This window comes from Colwellia sp. 5_MG-2023, from assembly GCF_030547795.1.
Classification (GTDB): domain Bacteria; phylum Pseudomonadota; class Gammaproteobacteria; order Enterobacterales; family Alteromonadaceae; genus Colwellia.
Genome location: NZ_JAUOPW010000021.1, coordinates 38499 through 58278, shown reverse-complemented (window position 1 = coordinate 58278; position 19780 = coordinate 38499). Strand labels below are relative to the sequence as shown.

Here is a 19780-nt window from a genome sequence, read left to right as displayed (position 1 = left end):
GTGCATGCAAAAATTTTGTCGTATAGCACTTGCCGTATCTTTATCGGTAAGTTTTTCAATTAGTAGCTATAGTGCTTTTGCATTTGATGATACAGCTAAAGAGTTAACACTGCCGGTACTTGCGCCTGAATCTCAGCATGTAACCGCAACTAAGCGTATTACGGCAAGGTTTACGCGAGGCCATTATAAGAAAGTAAAAATTGATGAAACCCTCTCTCAAGATGTTTTCGATCGCTATATTAAACAACTAGATTATTCTAGAAATGTTTTTTTAGCCTCTGATATTGAGAAACTTCAAAAACAGAGCTTAGATTTTGATGATGTCTTTGCTCGAGGGCAATTAAGTGCGGCTTATGATATTTATAATTTAAATATGCAGCGCCGTTTAGAGCGTTACCAATATGCGCTAAACTTAATTAATCCTGAAGTAACTACTGTTAAGTCAGGCGATGAGGAAATTCAAAAGTCACCTTTTGATTTTAGTAAAGATGATGTTTACGCTTATGATCGTGAAGACGCTGCTTGGCCTAAGTCTATTGCTGAATTAGATGAGCTGTGGCGAATCAAAGTTAAGTCTGATGTATTAAACCTGTTACTTACAGGTAAAGAGTGGCCAGATACGCAAAAAGTACTCACTAAACGTTATAAATATGCAATAAAACGCATTAAACAGAGTGAAAGTGAGGATGTTTTTCAACTCCTAATGAATAGCTTTGCTCGTGTTGTAGAGCCACATACTTCATATTTATCTCCTCGTAATGCTGAACGTTTTCAAATGGAAATGAATTTATCACTTGAAGGTATTGGTGCAGTTTTACGTGCAGAAGAAGATTATACTGTTATTCAAAGTGTCGTTAGTGGTGGCCCAGCCGATTCATCTAAAGCCTTAAAACCCAAAGATCGTATTGTTGGCGTAGCACAAGCCGATAAAGATTTTGAAGATGTTATCGGTTGGCGTTTAGATGATGTCGTTGAAAAAATTAAAGGTCCTAAAGGGACTACTGTTAGGCTACAAGTATTATCTGGTGAGTCTGATGATATATCAGAAGTAAAAGAAGTCACTATTGTTAGAGATAAAATCAAATTAGAAAACAAAGCTGCTAAATCTGAAATTTATTTTAAAGGTAGTGGCATCGAAAAAGCGAAAGTTGAAAGTGATGACATTGACAATGCTGAAGCTGACAAAGTTAAAGGCAAAGTTATTCCTCAAATTGAACATGATAAACAAGGTGAAAAGTTAGGGATAATTACTATTCCAAGCTTCTATAACAATTTATCTAGCGACGTAAAAAAAGAATTAGAGAAGTTAAAAGAGCAAGAAGTACAAGGTATTATTATTGATTTACGTGGTAATGGTGGTGGCTCTTTACCTGAAGCAACATTATTAACAGGATTATTCATTGATAAAGGGCCTGTTGTTCAAATAAGAAATGGTGCTAACCGTGTTGATGTTCATCGTGATAAAGATGGAATTAGCTATTATGATGGACCACTTACTGTAATGGTTGATAGATATAGCGCATCAGCTTCTGAAATTTTTGCTGCTGCTATACAAGATTATGGCCGTGGCGTGATTGTCGGCGAACATACTTTTGGCAAAGGTACTGTACAACAGCATCGTGGTTTAGGCCGTGTATATGACTTATATGAAAATCCATTAGGCAGTATTCAATACACTATCGCAAAATTTTATCGAATTAATGGTGGTAGCACACAGCACAGAGGCGTTTTACCTGATATTGCTTTTCCTACGGCAGTAAACCCTGAAGAGTGGGGCGAAAGTAAAGAAGAAAATGCACTACCATGGGATCAAATTGATAGAGCACAATATTCTAAATTACATGATGTGACGAAAGAGGTCACTTATTTAACCTCTTTATACAAAGAGAGAATTAAGAACAATAGTGAGTTCAACTATTTACTTGAAGATATCGAAACGTATAAAGCAGAAAAAGATGATAAAACAATTTCGTTGAATTTAGAAAAACGTAAAAATAAACGTGAAGAACGTAAGAACAACCGACTTATTAGAAATAATGAACGACTAGTTAAAATGGGTAAAGAGCCTGTTAAAGACTTGGATGATTTACCTGATGAATTGGATGAGCTAGATCCCTTTCTTGATGAAACAGCACGTATTACCTTTGACTTTGTCAATTTAGGTAAAGTAGCTAAAAACTAGAAAAGATCGAATTAAGAAAGCCGCCCTAAGGGCGGCTTTCTTGCCTTAGAAACAAGGTATTTATATTTATTTAAAGTGAATAAATAATCAAAATATAGCGCATAAATAATAAATAATAAAAACGAACATAAAAAGGTTATTTCATAATATGTCAAATCAAGTACCAACAGAAAATCAATCACCAATACAGAAGAAAGAACCCAGTATGCTGGACTCTGTTATTCCTTTAATCGCCTTGGTGATTATGCTTACTGCTTCAGTTTCATATTTTGCGGATAACTCTTCCTTTGGTCCTAATCAAATAGCGCTATTATTAGCGATGGGAATTGCGATTCTTATTGGGCTAAAAAATGGTCATCAATGGGAAGATATCGAGGCAGCGATCGTTAGAGGAATCTCAATCTCGTTAGGGGCAATTTTAATTTTATTAACTGTTGGAGCACTCATCGGGACTTGGTTGCTTTCAGGTACAGTACCCACAATGATTTATTATGGTTTACAAATTATTGATCCAAGCTGGTTCTACGCTGCTTGTTGCCTTGTTTGTGGCATTGTTGCTATGAGTATAGGTAGCTCTTGGACAACGGCAGCTACAGTCGGTGTTGCTTTTATTGGTATATCAAATGGCTTTGAAATGTCTACTGCGGTTACTGCCGGTGCTGTTATCTCAGGTGCTTATTTTGGAGATAAATTATCACCACTGTCAGAAACAACTAACTTAGCCCCTGCTGTAGCCGGTAGTGAGTTATTTGATCATATACGTTATATGTTGTGGACGACCATTCCTTCTATTGTCATTGCTCTTGTTTTGTTTTTAATTATTGGATTTAATCATTCAGCTGGAAATATCGAGAGTACGGATACAATTCAAAAATTAACTGCAACCTTAGATGAAACATACAACATATCAGTCTTCAACTTGATCCCGTTGTTTATTTTATTAGCATTAGCATTCAAAAAAATGCCTGCATTTCCTGCGGTTGCAATTGGGGCTATTATTGGTGCTATTTGGTCTGGAATTTTTCAACAAGAATTAATTTTATCGATGGCTGAAAAAGGCATCTCTAATTCTACTGCTTATATTACTATCATTTGGACTGCTTTTTTTGATGGAATAGTGGTAAACACGGGTAATACAGAAATTGATAAATTACTAAGTCGTGGTGGTATGTCGAGTATGCTCAATACTATTTGGTTAGTGATGTGTGCTTTAAGCTTTGGGGCGGTATTAGAGCGTCTTGGTATGCTTGCTAAATTTGTTAAAACAATTCTAAAAACAGCTAAGTCAGTCGGTAGTTTAATTACCAGTACAATGGCAACGTGTATTGGCACTAACTTAATTACAGCCGATCAATATATGGCGATTGTGATGCCGGGTAGAATGTTTAAAGAAGAATATCATCGTCGTGGACTTCACCCAACTGTACTCAGTAGAACACTGGAAGACTCTGGTACTATTACGTCACCATTAATACCATGGAATACCTGTGGCGCATTTATGTTTGGCGCACTTGCACTTACTTCTTATGATTACATATTTTATTGTTTTTTTAACTTAATAAACCCTGTTATTGCTGTGATTTATGCTTACACCGGATTTAAAATTAAAACACTCGAGGAAGATGTATAACTACTTTTTAACTTACCTTTTATTAAGGTAGCTTTATTTTTATCAGATATTTGGATCATTTATGTCTCAAACTGCTGCACACTTTTTAGCGGACTACCGCCCATCACCTTTCACATTACAAACGGTGAATTTAACCGTTGAACTTGACGATACAAGTACTCGTGTTATCAATGAAATGACAGTATCTCGTCAAGGTGAGCATCAAGAACCATTGGTTTTAAATGGTGAGCAACTAACCCTAATATCTATTTATATTAACGATGAGCAATTATCTACAGAACATTACCAGCTATCTGAAAATAGTTTATCTTTAAGCACATTAGAAAATGATTTTAAATTAACGATTGTTACTCGTATTAACCCTGTTGAAAATACTTCTCTAGAGGGGTTATTTAAGTCAGGTGATGCCTTCTGTACTCAGTGTGAGGCTGAAGGTTTTCGTCGTATTAGCTATTATTTAGATAGACCCGATGTAATGGCTGTTTTTACGACAAAAGTTATTGCTGATAAGTCGCTATACCCTTATTTATTATCTAATGGTAATAAAATTGAACAAGGTGATTTAGACCATAACAAACACTTTGTTACGTGGCATGATCCCTTCCCAAAACCTTGCTACTTGTTTGCACTCGTGGCAGGAGACTTTGATTTATTAACGGATAGCTTTACGACTTGCTCTGATCGTGAAGTAGCGTTAGAAATATTCGTTGATAAAGGGAATTTACATAAAGCTGAACATGCGATGGCCTCGTTAAAAAAATCCATGGAATGGGACGAACAAACCTTTGGATTAGAATATGATCTTGATATTTACATGATTGTTGCCGTTGATTTCTTCAATATGGGGGCGATGGAAAATAAAGGTTTAAATGTTTTTAATAGTAAATATGTCTTAGCTGATAAAGATTGTGCAACAGACAGCGATTATTTTAATATTGAAGCGGTAATAGCACATGAGTACTTTCATAACTGGACAGGTAACAGAGTCACTTGTCGTGATTGGTTCCAACTGAGTCTAAAAGAAGGATTAACCGTTTTTCGTGATCAACAATTTAGCGCAGATATGCATTCAAGTGCAGTAACACGCATTCAAAATGTACGAGTATTACGGTCACAACAGTTTTCTGAAGACGCTGGTCCAATGGCACATCCTATTCGTCCGGAACAAGTTTTAGAAATGAATAATTTCTACACCTTAACTGTATATGAAAAAGGTGCAGAGGTAATTCGTATGTTGCATACATTACTAGGCAAAGATAAGTTTAGATTGGGTATGGATCTTTATTTTAAACGCTTTGATGGTATGGCAGTTACCTGTGATGATTTCATTAATGCTATGAGCGATGCTGCTAATAAAGATTTATCACAATTTAAGCTTTGGTATAGTCAGTCAGGTACACCATCAATTAGAGTAAGTGAGCATTTCGATGAAGCGGGGGTTTATAGCTTAACATTAGCTCAGCAATCGCCTATTACCACTAAGCAAGTTGCCCCTCAAGCGTTACATATTCCTATTAAACTTGAACTTATTGTTAATGTTAATGGTGAAACAGCCGTTCAAGAACATATGGTTGAATTAACTGAAGATGATCAAACATGGCATTTTAAAGGTTTTGAAACAAAGCCAACTATTGCGTTACTAGCTGATTTTAGTGCGCCAGTAAAAGTTAACTTTGCTCAGGATGATGATGATTTATTTACTATTATTTCAAAAGCAAAGAATAGTTTTTGTCGATGGGATGCAGGACAAAAGTTATTGATGTCGTACATAAAATCTTTAACTTTACTGCCTGAATTTGTTATTCCAACCCAGCTTTTAACATGTTTAACCGAGCTATTAAACTCAAACGATGATGCCGCTTTTATTGCTGAGCAGCTTATGCTACCTAGTTTTGATGAAGCAGCAGATATTATTGAGCAAGTAAACCCTATTAACTTAGTTAATGCTTTACAAAAACTTTCTTTATTCATTGCAAAGGGAATAGAACAACCTTTATTACAAAAACTACGAGATTGTCAGACATTGTTACAAAATAGCAATTTATCTGAAGCAGAAGTAACAGCAAATAAAGCATTAAAAAATATCTGTTTACATTACTTAGCATCTTTAGAGCAGCACGCAACGCTTGTTGAGCAACAATTCAATGAATCAGACAATATGACTGATTCACTTGCCGCATTAACTTGTAGTGCCAAATACAATCTAGATGGCTTTACCGCACAAATGCAAGCTTTTGAAGACAAGTGGCAAGATACATCCTTAGTTATGGATAAATGGTTTTCATTATCTGCCAGTCTTGTGAGTGAAGATATTTTTACTCAGTTGGGTAACTTAACTGAACACAAGTTATTTACACTGAAAAACCCTAACAGAGCCAGATCACTAATAGGCGCTTTTGCTATGAATAATCCTCGCTATTTTCATTGTGTGTCAGGCAAAGGCTATGAATTTTTAGCAGAAAATATTGCTGCTCTTAATGCTATTAACCCACAAGTAGCATCAAGACTCATAACACCGCTAATTCAATTTAATAGTTTTGCCCAACCACATAAAGAATTAATGAAGGCGCAATTATTGAAATTACAAACTCTGCCACATTTGTCTAATGATTTGAAAGAAAAATTAGATGCATCACTAACAATGTAAATCCAACCTAGGCTGATGTGGTATTTATGCATGCATCAGTCTATATTTTTAAAGAATGAAATTAGCATGAAGTATTATTTTTCATTAAATATATCTAGGGAAGAATTTTTTCCTTATTACCGTGGTGAAATTTTATCAATAGTAGTAACTAGTAATTTAGGAACTAAGGTCCAATTTCCAGCAATGCATTTACGGAATCATTTAACAAGTAGTGGAATTTCCGGTCACTTTTGTTTGGAAACTGAAAATAATAAATTTTTATCTTTAAGAAAGTTATCATAAAAAAATATTTTTTAAATCCAATAGAGTAATAGCTTTAAACAGAGGTCTGACCATTAAATGACTTGTTTAAGGGAATATTTCTTTAGAAACAACCGTTATTTCATTAACTTAGTTGTAATATATTTTACAGATGTTTTTTGTTTTCAAACAAATGTTTTAAACGTCTGATAGTTTATGTGATATAACTATCTGCAAATCATTATATTACAGCTATTTAACTATTGTTTTTGCACTTGCTACCTAATGAAAATGATGCAATTATTGGCTAACTATCAAATTGTGTATTAACCTTCACATTTGTGGTTAATAAATAAAAAAACAAATAACGATTTTAAGTTTTGGTAAATATCTACTTTTTACGTTTAACTAAAAAGATAAGATTTTAAATTATTTGATTCGCTTCAGGGGAGAAACAGAATATGAAATATAACCCTCGCAGGTTTTCTAAAAAACCAATAGCAGTTGGTATTGCTGCAGCACTTTCAATGACACTTTTAGGCACAAGTCTTAATAATGCCCAAGCTGCAAGATGGGAATTTGGAGACGTAGAAGTTAATTTTGATTCTACTTTCAGTGCTGGTAGTAGTTGGCGAACTGAAAACCGAAATTGGAATGATAATGTTGCTATAGCAAACAATCCTAATAATGGTCTTGATTTTAGTCAATATAATGCGGTGTTTAATGCCAACCCAACAAAAGAAACTATCTGGCAAGGTCAGGGTGGCTATTCTGCAAATGGTGATAACGGTAATTTAAATTACGACGCTGGTGAATCATTTTCACAAATACTTAAAGGTACACACGAATTAGATATTCATTATGACGGTATGGGTGTTTTCCTACGTGGTATGTATTATTACGACTTTGCCATGATGGATAGTGATCGAGATTGGACCAATCAAATTAGTGGTCAAGTTAATGACCCGTGTAATGATAGCGAAGCTAAAGAACAAGTTTGTGCTGATGTGCGTATACTTGATGCTTATGTTTACGGTAATTTTGATATTGCCGATATGCCGTTCTCTGTTCGTGTCGGGCAGCAAGTGATTAGTTGGGGGGAAAGTACCCTCATTGGTCATGGTATTAGTGAAATAAACCCAGTAGATATTTCACGTTTAAGAGCGCCTGGAGCAGAGTTAAAAGAAGCGTTTATTCCATTCGGTGCTGTTTGGGGCTCTTTGGGTATTACAGAAAACTTTAATATTGAAGCTTTTTATCAATACTCATGGGAAAAAACTATTTTACCCCCACCAGGCAGTTATTTCTCAACGAACGACTTTGCTGGTGATGGGGGCGATAATAATAATGTACAACTAGGCTTCTCAGGTAATCCAGATATTGATGTTAATACGTTAATGGCTGGTTTAAATCAACTGGGTGATTTATTAAGAGCTGGTTCATTAGACAGCACTTCAGCTGCACAAGCTTATTTAGCTTATCCAAGTAAGGTTACATTGCGTTCTCCAGGTGAAACTGCTGAATGGCGACCTGAAAATGGAGGTCAATATGGTTTGCGTTTTTCTTGGTATTTACCTGAATTAAATGAAACAGAATTAAGCTTGTACTATGTAAACTATCATAGCCGTCGCCCATTATTCTCAGGTCAAACAGCGGACTTTGGTGCTGCCTCTATTGGTGCTGATCTTGCGCAAATAGCCACAAGTCAAATTACCACAGAAAATCTTTATGATCTGAGTACTTTTTCACAAGTAAAACTTGCTTATCCTGAAGATATTAAAATGTATGCAATGAGTTTTAATACAACATTAGGAAATACTGCGGTTGCCGGTGAAATTAGTTATCGTGAAGATGAGCCATTGCAAATTGATGATGTTGAATTACTTTTTGCTGCAATGCCACAACAGTTGTTTAATGCTGGCTTAAGAGATGATTTGAACAATATATCTCAACTTAAGGATGACACTACAGGTTTGCCTTATGCTTCAGGTGTTACAGCCAATGGTTTTATTTTAGCGGATACCGTTCAAGCACAAATGACCATCACCCACTTATTTGGTCCAATGTTAGGCGCAAGCCAATTTGTTGGGTTAGTTGAAATTGGCGGGATCAATATCAGTGACATGCCTGATGAAGATGTACTACGTTTAAATGGTCCGGGTACGTCAAGAAATGGTGGTGTAGCTGCAGCACCAGGATTAGAATTAGGTTTACAAAATGGTATAGAGACTAACCCATTCCCAACGGCTTTTGCTTGGGGTTATAAAATGGTTGGTAAGCTTGATTACGCTAACGTGTTTTCTGGGGTTAATGTAAGTCCTCGTATCGTTTTTTCACATGATGTGAAAGGTATAACGCCTGACCCATTATTTTTATTTATTGAAGATCGAAAATCTGTAGCGCTTGGTTTTACTTTTGATTACCAAAGCACCTGGAAAGCAGATATAAACTATAACAGCTTCTTCGATGGTGTTGGCACGACTAACCAAATGGAAGATCGTGACTACATATCACTTAGCATAAGTTATTCAATTTAGGAGAAGTCACAATTATGAACAATCAGAACTTTAAGACTCATACCTTAAATAAACGTACTTTAAAGAAAAGTGCAATTATACTCGCCTTAACCGTTGCATTTACTTCCGGTAGTGCGCTAGCCAAAATTTCAGCAGAAGATGCAGAGAAATTAGGAAATGAGTTAACGCCAATGGGCGCAGTTAAAGCGGCAAATAAAGATGGCTCAATTCCTGAGTGGACGGGTGGTATTACTAAAGCCCCTGAAGGATATAAAGTTGGTGATCACCACTTAGATCCATACCCAAATGATAAAATTAAATTTACGATTACTGCAAGTAATGTAGCTGAGTACAAAGATTTGTTAACTCCGGGGCAAGTGAAGTTATTTGAAACTTATCCTGAAACGTACAAAATGAACATTTATCAAACAAGACGAAGTGCTTCATTTCCTGATCATGTATATAAGGCAGTAAAAGTTAACTCAACCAGAGCTGAACTTGTAGAAGGCGGCAATGGTATTAAGAATACAGCGGTAGGTATTCCATTTCCGATCCCTGAGAATGGCTTAGAAGCTATTTGGAATCATATTGTTCGTTATCGAGGTGAAGGGTTAACACGTCAAGGTGGACAAGCAGCGCCTACGGCTTCTGGTGATTACACTTTTATTGGTTTTGATGACCAATTACTATTACCTTACAACGTAAAAGGTAGCACGCCGGCTGATCTTGAAAGTACAAATATTTTATTTAAATTTAAGCAGAAGGTTACAGAGCCAGCACGTTTAGCCGGGACAGCATTATTGGTTCATGAAACCATGGATCAAATAAAAACACCTCGTCAAGCATGGACATACAATACGGGACAACGCCGAGTAAGACGTGCACCGAATGTTGCATATGACGCACCAGGTAGTGCATCAGATGGTTTAAGACTTACTGATGACTTTGATATGTACAATGGCGCACCTAATCGCTATAACTGGACACTAAAAGGTAAGCAAGAACTGCTTATTCCTTATAATGATTACCGGTTACATAGCGACAAAGTTAAATATAATGACATTATAAAACCCGGTCATATTAATCCTGATTTAGTACGATATGAAAAACATCGTGTTTGGGTTGTTGAAGCTAATTTGAAAGAAAATACTCGTCATACCTATAAAAAACGTGTGTTTTATATAGATGAAGATAGTTGGCAAGTAGCAATTTCTGATATTTATGATAACCGAGATGAGTTATATCGTGTAGCTGTTGCTCATGGTCTTAATTACTATGAAGTACCAACACAATGGTCTACGCTAGAAGTTTATCATGATTTTCAATCTAGACGATATATTGCTATGGGCTTAGATAATGAGGCAAAAATGTATGATTTTTCTGCAGAGTTAGAGCATAAAGATTTTACCCCTGCGGCATTAAGAAGAGAAGGTAGAAGATAGCGCTGCTTTTTACTTAAAAACGGCTGGCAGGTGCCAGCCGTTTTTGTTCTAACGTTTACTTTTGTCATTTTTAATATTTTTAGTAATTTTTTCTACCGTTTCATACTTAATGTCGAGAATTTCAACGATGCCTTTTATTTCCCCGTTATTAACCATGTTTTTGCTCTTATACTCAGTAACTTATACAAGCTTTGCTGATGAGTTACCGGTAAAACAGAATAAACCAATTATCAATATTCCTGCCGCTGAAGCCCGTTTAGCGAGTAAATCACTATTACTCGATATAACGAAGGTAAATCCTAATAAATTAGTAGTTGTTGGTGAGCATGGACATATTTTACTTTCATCAGATGCTGTTAACTGGCAACAAGCTAAAGTGCCATTACAAACAACACTAACCAGTGTGTTTTTTGTGAATAACGAACTTGGTTGGGCTGTTGGTCATGATGCTACTATTTTAAATACCGTTGATGGTGGAGCTACGTGGCAAATTCAGCAATACATGCCTGAACTAGAAAAACCTTTATTTGATATTATTTTTAAAACGCCAACTGAAGGTATCGCTATTGGTGCTTATGGCCTTGTTTTTAGAACAAATGATGGTGGAGTAAGTTGGCATAATGAGTTTCATACTGAATTCCTTTTACCCGAAGATGCAGAATATTTAGCTGAAATTAAAAATGAAGATGAAGAAGCTTATTTAGATGAAGCCTCTTCTATTTTACCGCACTTTAATCGCTTGGTTCTTGATAAACAAACTCTCTATATGGTTGGAGAAATTGGATTAATGGCTAAAAGTGATAACTTTGGTGTTACTTGGGAACCGTTTGATGATATTTATCAAGGTTCATTTTTTGATATTTCTAAAACAAAACAAGGTGATTTTTTAGTTGCAGGTTTACGCGGTCATGTTTTTCAAAGTAAAGATAATGGAATAACATGGCAAGCTATTCAAACACATACTACAGCACTTATTAATGATATTGTTTTAAGTGCAGATGATCGCATTTTCCTTTTAGCAAATAATGGCACTTTATTAGAAAGTAAAGATCAAGGTCAAAGTTATCAGTTAAGAGCACAAAAAGATGGAAAATCGTTAATCGCAGGAGTGTGGTTTAACGGGAAATTAATTGCTGTTTCAGATGTCGGCGTAAAGTTAATATCTTTATAAACTTAAACCATAATAATAGTTAAAAATATTGGATTGCAAAATATTATGAAAACTTCTCTCGCAAACCGTTTAGAAATTGGTCTATTTCGTCATAAAATTTTAGTATTAATGATGTTTGTCCTCGTTAGTGGCTTTTTGTTATTTCAAGCTACGCAAATTCAGTTAGGTGCCTCATTTACTAAAAATATTCCGCTTAACCATAGTTATATGAAAACCTATTTAAAACATAGGGAGAATTTTGGTGGTGCTAATAACATCTTAATATCTGTTTGTAATAGTGACGGCGATATTTTTAACCCAGAATTTTTTGAAGCGTTGAAAGGCGTTCATGACAAGTTGTTTTTTATTCCAGGTGTTGACCGTATTCAAGTTAAATCATTATATTCACCTAGTACTCGCTTTGTTGAAGTAGTAGAAGATGGTTTTGCTGGTGGTCCAGTTATACCGGCAGACTTTCAACCAGATGAACGTGGTTTAGCGATAGTTAAAGGTAACATTGAAAAAGCAGGCATAGTAGGTAGCATTGTTGCCGATGATTACAGTTGTGCAATGGTCAAAGCGTCTCTACTTGACTTCAACCCTGACACAGGTGAAAAGCTAGATATATTAAAAATAGCTGCGCAACTTGAAGAAGACGTTCGTCAATCATTTGAAAAAGATAATATTACTGTTCATATTATTGGTTTTGCTAAAGTTGTTGGTGATGTGGCAGACGGTGCGAAAGGAGTGGTAATTTTCTTTCTTATCGCCATCGCGATTACTGCGATAATGGTCTACTTTTTCTGCCATTCAATTAGCTTAACTATTCTCCCTATTTTATGTTCCTTAGTGGCTGTTATTTGGCAATTAGGCATGTTGTCTACTTTAGGTTTTGGTTTAGATCCAATGTCTATTTTGGTGCCATTTCTAGTTTTTGCCATTGGTGTTAGTCATGGCGTTCAAATGATTAACTCTGTTGTGAGACAAGTGAGCTTAGGTCTATCAAGTCAAGCAGCTGCTCAAGCTAGCTTTAGGGCTTTATTAATCCCTGGTGGTATCGCATTGTTATCTGACACCATTGGCTTTATGACATTACTTTCTATTGATATTGGTGTTATTAGAGAACTGGCCATCACTGCTTCATTAGGTGTAGCGATGATTATTCTTACCAATTTAATATTATTACCTTTGTTGGTCTCATACTTGAAAATCACACCAAAAGATAGAGCTAACCATGCTGGAAATATTGGTGAAGAAAGCTCAGTTTGGCGCTTTATGGCTACTTTCGCAACAAGGAAAACAGCGTTTGTAATCTTAGTTTTTACTGTAGTGCTTTATGCTGCTGGCTTATTAAATTCACAAAATTTAAAAATAGGTGAATTACACGCTGGTGCACCTGCTCTACATGAGTCGTCACGCTATAATCAAGATACTTTTTTAATTACCGAACGCTATGCTATCAGTGTTGATTATATGTCAATTATCATTGAAACAACGCCTGATGCTTGTACGTATTATGAAACGATGAATACTATTGATAGGTTTCAATGGCGTATGGAAAATGTACCTGGAGTCCAGTCTGCTGTTAGTTTGGCCTCAATTTCTAAGGTTGTTAATGCGGGTTATAATGAAGGTAATCCTAATTGGCGTGTGATCCCACGTAACCAACAAACATTAGTACAGTCTATTGCTCGTGTCCCTTCATCAAGTGGTTTGTTAAATAATGACTGTAGTGTTATGCCTGTTATCTTATTTTTACAAGATCATAAGGCAGACACAATAGAACGTGTTGTGAATGAAGTTAAGTTGGCAGCAAAAGAGCTAGGTAATGATCAATTACAGTTTAAACTAGCATCAGGTCCTATTGGAGTTATGGCTGCTACCAATGAAGCAGTAGCTGAAGCTCAGTTACCTATGATGATTTATGTCTATGGTGCGGTCATTATATTATGCTTATTAAGTTTTAGAAGTATTAGAGCAACAGTTGTTGTTGTGTTACCGCTTTATATTGTATCAACCTTAGCGCAATGGTTAATGACGGTATTAGATATTGGCTTAACTGTATCAACATTACCTGTAATTGCTTTAGGTGTTGGTATTGGTGTTGATTATGGTATTTATATCTTATCAACCATGAGTAATGAGTTGAAGAATGGCGCAAATGTTCATGATGCATACCTATCAGCACTGAAGGAGCGAGGAAGTGCAGTATTAATTACCGGCATTACATTGGCTATTGGTGTTTCTACATGGTTCTTCTCAGATTTAAAATTCCAAGTTGATATGGGCATACTTTTAACCTTTATGTTTTTAGTTAATATGCTAGCAGCGGTTATTGTCTTACCTGCTTTAGCTGCGTTTTTATGGCCAAACAAGAAAAAATAATAAAGTGAAGAAATAAAAATAAAACCTTTAATTCAACTGAGTTAAAGGTTTTTTTGTTTAAACAGTTTCAAAATAGTGTTATTTAGGTAAGCTGGTCACTATAATTTCATAACTGATCGTGGATATTTTTGAGAAAATAATAAAATAATATGGCTATTATCATTTTAGTCAGTAATAAAATGTATCAATCTTTGGCAATAAGTGGTTTTAGCTATAATTTGACAATTAAATTTACAATATTCAAGCAGTATTTTTTTATTAAATAATTGAATATTTAAACAGGAAACAGCCAGTTTCAGTGGTTTTTATTTATTATACTTGCATAAAGAAACACAGCTAAAGAAAACGTTTGATTTAAAAAGAAAATATTTAGAATTAAAATCAAAATAATCCTCGCATTACCGCAAATTAATCCATAAAATCTGTACTATACTCAAATAAGATTTCCTTATATTTTTAAGGAATACTTATTTTTGATTAAAAGTATCTACTTATAATGCAAGTAGCAATATAAGAAAAACAAATAAATTATTACAAGCTTTCTTTTTAACTTCTGTATAAAAATAGGAAAAGGAAAATAGCATGGCGTTAGTGAATGGTTCACCATCTGTGATACTGAAAAATGTAGCACAATTAATAAAGAAAAAAGTCCCTACAGAATCTGCAGAATTAGTCGATCAATTTGCCACCTTACTTTATAGCAATATCTCTTCATTTGATTTATCTGAACGTAACGATAGTGATATGTATGGTGCAACATTAAGTTTATGGAGTTCACTTAATGAACACACAAATAAAAAACCGGTAATACATGTTTTTAACCCTTCAGTAAGTAAAAATGGTTGGAAGTCTAGTCATACAATCATAGAAGTGATTATTAAAGATATGCCTTTCTTAGTAGACTCTATCCGAATAGCACTTAATAGGTTAGGCCTAACACCACACTTGATGCTTAACTCTCCGCTAAAAGTTGTTAGAGATAAAAAGAAAAATATTATCCAAGTTACTTCTAGTGCTGATACTAGTAATAAAGCGGCTAAACAAGAAACAGTTTTCTTTATTGAAATTGATCGTCAGCCTGATCAACAGGCACTTGATAATATAAAAAATGAATTGCTCAGCGTTGTAGAAGATATCACCTTAACGGTTGATGACTGGGAGCCTATGCTGAAAAAACTAAAAGGTACTATTGCGGAAGTATCTAAAGGTAAACTGCCGGGTGGAAAACAGGCCAAGGATGATACTGTTGAGTTTCTAACTTGGGTAGCAAGTAATAATTTCACCTTAATGGGATATCGTTCCTATGAAGTAACAGCGGTAAAAGGGGATATAAAGCTTGAGGGTGACTTTGAGTCTAGCCTCGGTTTAATGAGAAACTCCCGTGTCACCAAAAATAGATTAATTTCTACCTTAAGTGAATCAGGCCGCGAAGTTGCATTAGGTAGCAATCACCTTATCTTAACAAAAACAAATTCGCGCTCTAGAGTACATAGACCCGTACAATTAGATTATATAGGCGTAAAACGTTTTGATGACAAAGGTAATGTCATTGGCGAAGATCGTTTCATTGGTTTATTCGGTTCATCTTATTACACTAATAGTGCATTAGACTTACCGCTTATTAAAACCAAAGTACAACAAGTATGTGATTTATCAGGATTTGCTCAAGGTACTCATGCTTATAAAACGTTAATTAATATTTTAGAAACCTTCCCAAGGGATGAAATATTACAAAGTAATACCGCTGAACTACTGAAGAATGTTAAAGGTATCTTGCAAATGCAAGAGCGTGATTATTGTGGTTTATTTGTTAGACGCGATGCCTTTGATCGTTTTTATTCATGTATGGTTTATGTACCACGTGAACGATATACCACAAAATTACGCATAGAAACTCAGTTGCTATTACAAGAAGCCTTCGGCAGTGACGAAGAAGTACAGTTTACTACTTATTTTTCTGAATCAGTGCAAGCAAGAACGCACTACATTGTTCAAGTGAAATCAACAAAAGCAGATGTTAACGTGAAAGAAATTGAAAAGAATTTAAATGAAGCCGCGCGGAATTGGGATGATAAATTAGCCACTGCACTTGCTGAAAATAAAGGGGAAGTCGCAGCTAAAGCATTATGTAATAAATACATAAAATTCCCGCAAGCGTATAAAGATGAAGTATTACCAGGCTCTGCCATTGTTGATATTGAAAAATTAGAAGGCGTAAACCTTTCTGATAATTTAGAAATGTTATTTTATCAACCGTTAGAAGAAAAAGCTGATAGTCGCTTTGTAAAACTGAAACTCTTCCATAAGGGTGATCCTATCCATCTTTCTGATGTATTACCTATTTTAGAAAACTTTGGTTTACGCGTTATTGGTGAGAGCCCTTATGCGATAAAAACATCTGAAGGTGAAACATTCTGGATATTAGACTTCTCTATGTTACTTAATGGCGATAGTCCATTTGATATTTATACTGTTAGTGCTTTGTTCCAAGATGCCTTCGCGAAAGTATGGCGAGGCGATTTAGAAGATGATGGCTTTAACCGTCTTATTTTAGGCGCAGGCTTAGAAGGACGAAGTGTTTCTATTTTACGTGCCTTTGCCAAGTATGAATTCCAAATTGGTGGACGTTTTAGTCAAAGCTACATTGAAGATGCGTTTGCACGTTACCCTGATATAGCACAGTTATTAATTAACTTATTTATTCATCGTTTTGATCCAAAGAATAATGCAAGTGAAAGTGCTAAAGAAAAAACGCAAGTAAAATTATTAGCAGCTATTGAGACATCGTTAGATAATGTTGCTAACTTAGATGATGATCGAATTATTAGACGTTTTTCAGAAATGATTTTGGCGACTATTCGTACAAACTATTTCCAAAAAGACAGCGTATCAGGCGAAAAACCTTATATCTCATTTAAAATAACCCCAGATAAAATCAGTGAGATGCCACAACCTGTACCTAAATTTGAGATTTTTGTTTATTCTCCTCAAGTTGAAGGTGTGCATTTACGTGGTGGTAAAGTTGCTCGTGGTGGTTTACGTTGGTCTGATAGACGTGAAGATTTCCGCACTGAAGTATTAGGTTTGGTGAAAGCACAACAAGTTAAAAACAGTGTAATTGTCCCCGTTGGTGCCAAAGGTGGTTTTGTTTGTAAACAGCTGCCAACAGGTTCGCGTCAAGAAATATTTGAAGCAGGCAAAGAATGTTACAGAACCTTCATTCGTGCTTTATTAGATATAACAGATAACATTGTTGATGGCGAAATTGTTCCTCCTGTTGATGTAGTTCGTCTTGATGAAGATGATGCTTATTTAGTTGTTGCTGCCGATAAAGGTACAGCAACCTTTTCTGATATTGCTAATGGTATTTCAGATGAATACAATTTCTGGCTTGGCGATGCGTTCGCTTCAGGTGGCAGTGTTGGCTATGATCATAAAGCAATGGGCATTACTGCACGTGGCGCTTGGGAATCTGTTAAACGTCACTTTAGAGAAATAGATATCGATTGTCAGAGCACCGACTTTACTTGTATTGCTATTGGTGACATGGCTGGTGATGTGTTTGGTAACGGCATGTTGTTGTCTAAACATATTCGTTTACAAGCGGCGTTTAACCATATGCATATCTTTATTGATCCAAACCCTGATGCAGCGAGTTCTTACCCAGAGCGTGAACGTTTATTTAATTTACCAGGCTGTAGCTGGGAAGATTATAATGAAAAATTAATTTCAGAAGGTGGCGGTATTTTCAGTCGTCATGTGAAATCAATTAAGTTAACACCACAAATTAAAAAGATGTTAGGCACACAAAAACAAAGTATGTCGCCTACAGATTTAATCCAAGCTATTTTAACAATGAAAGTTGATTTATTGTGGAATGGTGGTATCGGTACTTACGTGAAAGGCACGAAAGAAACTCATTTAGAAGTAGGTGATCGAGCAAATGACGCACTACGAATTAACGGCTGCGACTTACAAGCTAAAATTGTAGGTGAGGGTGGAAATCTTGGTTTTACCCAGCTTGGACGAGTTGAGTTTGCCTCAAATGGTGGTCGCATTAATACTGATGCAGTTGATAATGCTGGTGGTGTTGATTGTAGTGATAATGAAGTTAATATTAAAATTTTATTAAACACGCTTGTTCAGTCGGGTGATTTAACTGTTAAACAACGTAATAAGTTGCTTTATGATATGACTGATGCTGTTGGCAACTTAGTAATTGAAGATTGTTATCGTCAAACACACTCATTATCAATTACCGCTATGCGTGGTGTTAATCAATTAAAAGAGCAAGTTCGCTTTATTCATGAATTAGAGCGTACCGGTAAACTTAATCGAGCCTTAGAGTTTATTCCTGATGATGAAGAAATTGCAGACAGAGTTTCTAAAGACAAAGGGTTAACTCGTCCTGAATTATCAGTATTACTTGCGTATAGTAAAATGGTGCTAAAAGAAGACCTTATTCACCCAGATGTCACTGATAATTCATATTACGACCAGTTATTAATTAATGCATTTCCAGAGCAGTTACATAAAAAGTACCAAGAACAAATGCAGCAACATCCACTGCGTGCTGAAATTATTGCTACTAAACTGGCGAATAAAATGGGCAACGATATGGGCTTTAATTTTGTTAACCGCATGCAAGAAGAAACGGGTGCAACGGTTACTGAAATAGCGAATAGCTACACTATTTCGTGCGCCATATTTGAACTTGAAGAGTTTTGGAAAAAAATAGAAGTGTTAAATAATAAAATTTCTACTTCAATCCAAACGGAAATGTTATTCCAGTATCGACGTACAGTAAGACGAGCGACTCGTTGGTTCTTACGTCATCGTAATAAGGCATTAAGTATTGAGCAGTCAATAGCGTTGTATAAACCTACCTTTGCTATTATGTCTAAGAAATTAAATAGTTTTATTATTGAAAGTGAATTAGAGCAGTTAAAACGTGTTGAAAATGATTTAGTTGAAGCTAACGTACCTAAAGAAATTGCTATTCGAATTTCTCAATTAAGTACGATTTTTTCAGCCTTAGACATAGCCGAAATTGCTGACGAAGATGGGCGAGACGTCGAGCTTGTTGCTAGTTTATACTTTAAACTAGGTGTTCGATTAGATCTACATTGGTTCTTAGATCAAATCACACGCCAACCTGTTGGTAATCATTGGCAGGCACTAGCTAGAGCATCATTTAGAGAAGAGCTAGATTGGCAACAACGTTCATTAACGGCGGTTGTATTACGATGTGATTGTAGTGCTACAGCGAAAGATTTAGATAATATGCTCGAAGCATGGGTTAACACTAATGCTCAGCCATTAGATAGATGGAAAAATATCTTAGCTGACTTTAAAGTAGGTCAAACCCATGAATTTGCTAAGTTCTCTGTGGCTTTACGTGAATTAATGTTATTAAGCTTAAATTGTCAAAGGTTAGTTAAATAAAATTAAATCTAGATCTAACGAAAGTTAAGATCAAAAAGTTAAATTATTAGCGTTAAAAGCAATGTATAAATAGCGTGTTAACTGATAAAATCCTCGCCTAACTTATTAATGTTTAAGTTCAGCGGGGATTTTTTATTTCTGCT

The 19780-nt window shown here is 35.5% G+C and carries 9 protein-coding genes; all 9 read left to right on the top strand.

The window, feature by feature from the left end; genetic code table 11:
- The first annotated feature begins 4 nt into the window (after nucleotides 1-4).
- On the top strand, nucleotides 5-2182 hold the full coding sequence (prc, locus tag Q4496_RS13570; RefSeq protein WP_303610643.1) for a carboxy terminal-processing peptidase: 2178 nt from the start codon (nucleotides 5-7) through the stop codon (nucleotides 2180-2182).
- Between the two features lie 148 nt (nucleotides 2183-2330).
- The gene (nhaC, locus tag Q4496_RS13565) at nucleotides 2331-3812 is read left to right on the top strand and encodes a Na+/H+ antiporter NhaC (protein WP_303610642.1); all 1482 of its coding nucleotides are present in this window, start codon (nucleotides 2331-2333) and stop codon (nucleotides 3810-3812) included.
- Nucleotides 3813-3873: 61 nt separating this feature from the next.
- The gene (gene pepN, locus Q4496_RS13560) at nucleotides 3874-6459 is read left to right on the top strand and encodes an aminopeptidase N (RefSeq protein WP_303610641.1); all 2586 of its coding nucleotides are present in this window, start codon (nucleotides 3874-3876) and stop codon (nucleotides 6457-6459) included.
- A gap of 15 nt (nucleotides 6460-6474) precedes the next feature.
- A complete protein-coding gene (locus Q4496_RS13555; protein WP_354668409.1) occupies nucleotides 6475-6741 on the top strand; it encodes a DUF2835 domain-containing protein in 267 nt (88 codons plus the stop codon).
- 419 nt (nucleotides 6742-7160) lie between these two features.
- The gene (locus Q4496_RS13550; protein ID WP_215971525.1) at nucleotides 7161-9236 is read left to right on the top strand and encodes a DUF1302 domain-containing protein; all 2076 of its coding nucleotides are present in this window, start codon (nucleotides 7161-7163) and stop codon (nucleotides 9234-9236) included.
- A gap of 14 nt (nucleotides 9237-9250) precedes the next feature.
- The gene (locus Q4496_RS13545; RefSeq protein ID WP_215971524.1) at nucleotides 9251-10657 is read left to right on the top strand and encodes a DUF1329 domain-containing protein; all 1407 of its coding nucleotides are present in this window, start codon (nucleotides 9251-9253) and stop codon (nucleotides 10655-10657) included.
- A gap of 154 nt (nucleotides 10658-10811) precedes the next feature.
- The gene (locus tag Q4496_RS13540; RefSeq protein WP_215971523.1) at nucleotides 10812-11828 is read left to right on the top strand and encodes a YCF48-related protein; all 1017 of its coding nucleotides are present in this window, start codon (nucleotides 10812-10814) and stop codon (nucleotides 11826-11828) included.
- A gap of 45 nt (nucleotides 11829-11873) precedes the next feature.
- The gene (locus Q4496_RS13535; RefSeq protein ID WP_303610640.1) at nucleotides 11874-14192 is read left to right on the top strand and encodes an RND family transporter; all 2319 of its coding nucleotides are present in this window, start codon (nucleotides 11874-11876) and stop codon (nucleotides 14190-14192) included.
- A gap of 582 nt (nucleotides 14193-14774) precedes the next feature.
- Nucleotides 14775-19637 carry an NAD-glutamate dehydrogenase gene (locus Q4496_RS13530; RefSeq protein WP_215971521.1) on the top strand — a complete coding sequence of 1621 codons (4863 nt, stop codon included), beginning with the start codon at nucleotides 14775-14777 and terminating at the stop codon, nucleotides 19635-19637.
- The last annotated feature ends 143 nt before the right edge of the window (nucleotides 19638-19780 follow it).

What these genes read in the sequence shown, in the direction of transcription:
- prc (WP_303610643.1), top strand. Translation starts at nt 5, where the DNA reads ATGCAAAAATTTTGTCGTATAGCACTTGCCGTATCTTTATCGGTAAGT.
- nhaC (WP_303610642.1), top strand. Translation starts at nt 2,331, where the DNA reads ATGTCAAATCAAGTACCAACAGAAAATCAATCACCAATACAGAAGAAA.
- pepN (WP_303610641.1), top strand. Translation starts at nt 3,874, where the DNA reads ATGTCTCAAACTGCTGCACACTTTTTAGCGGACTACCGCCCATCACCT.
- Q4496_RS13555 (WP_354668409.1), top strand. Translation starts at nt 6,475, where the DNA reads ATGTGGTATTTATGCATGCATCAGTCTATATTTTTAAAGAATGAAATT.
- Q4496_RS13550 (WP_215971525.1), top strand. Translation starts at nt 7,161, where the DNA reads ATGAAATATAACCCTCGCAGGTTTTCTAAAAAACCAATAGCAGTTGGT.
- Q4496_RS13545 (WP_215971524.1), top strand. Translation starts at nt 9,251, where the DNA reads ATGAACAATCAGAACTTTAAGACTCATACCTTAAATAAACGTACTTTA.
- Q4496_RS13540 (WP_215971523.1), top strand. Translation starts at nt 10,812, where the DNA reads ATGTTTTTGCTCTTATACTCAGTAACTTATACAAGCTTTGCTGATGAG.
- Q4496_RS13535 (WP_303610640.1), top strand. Translation starts at nt 11,874, where the DNA reads ATGAAAACTTCTCTCGCAAACCGTTTAGAAATTGGTCTATTTCGTCAT.
- Q4496_RS13530 (WP_215971521.1), top strand. Translation starts at nt 14,775, where the DNA reads ATGGCGTTAGTGAATGGTTCACCATCTGTGATACTGAAAAATGTAGCA.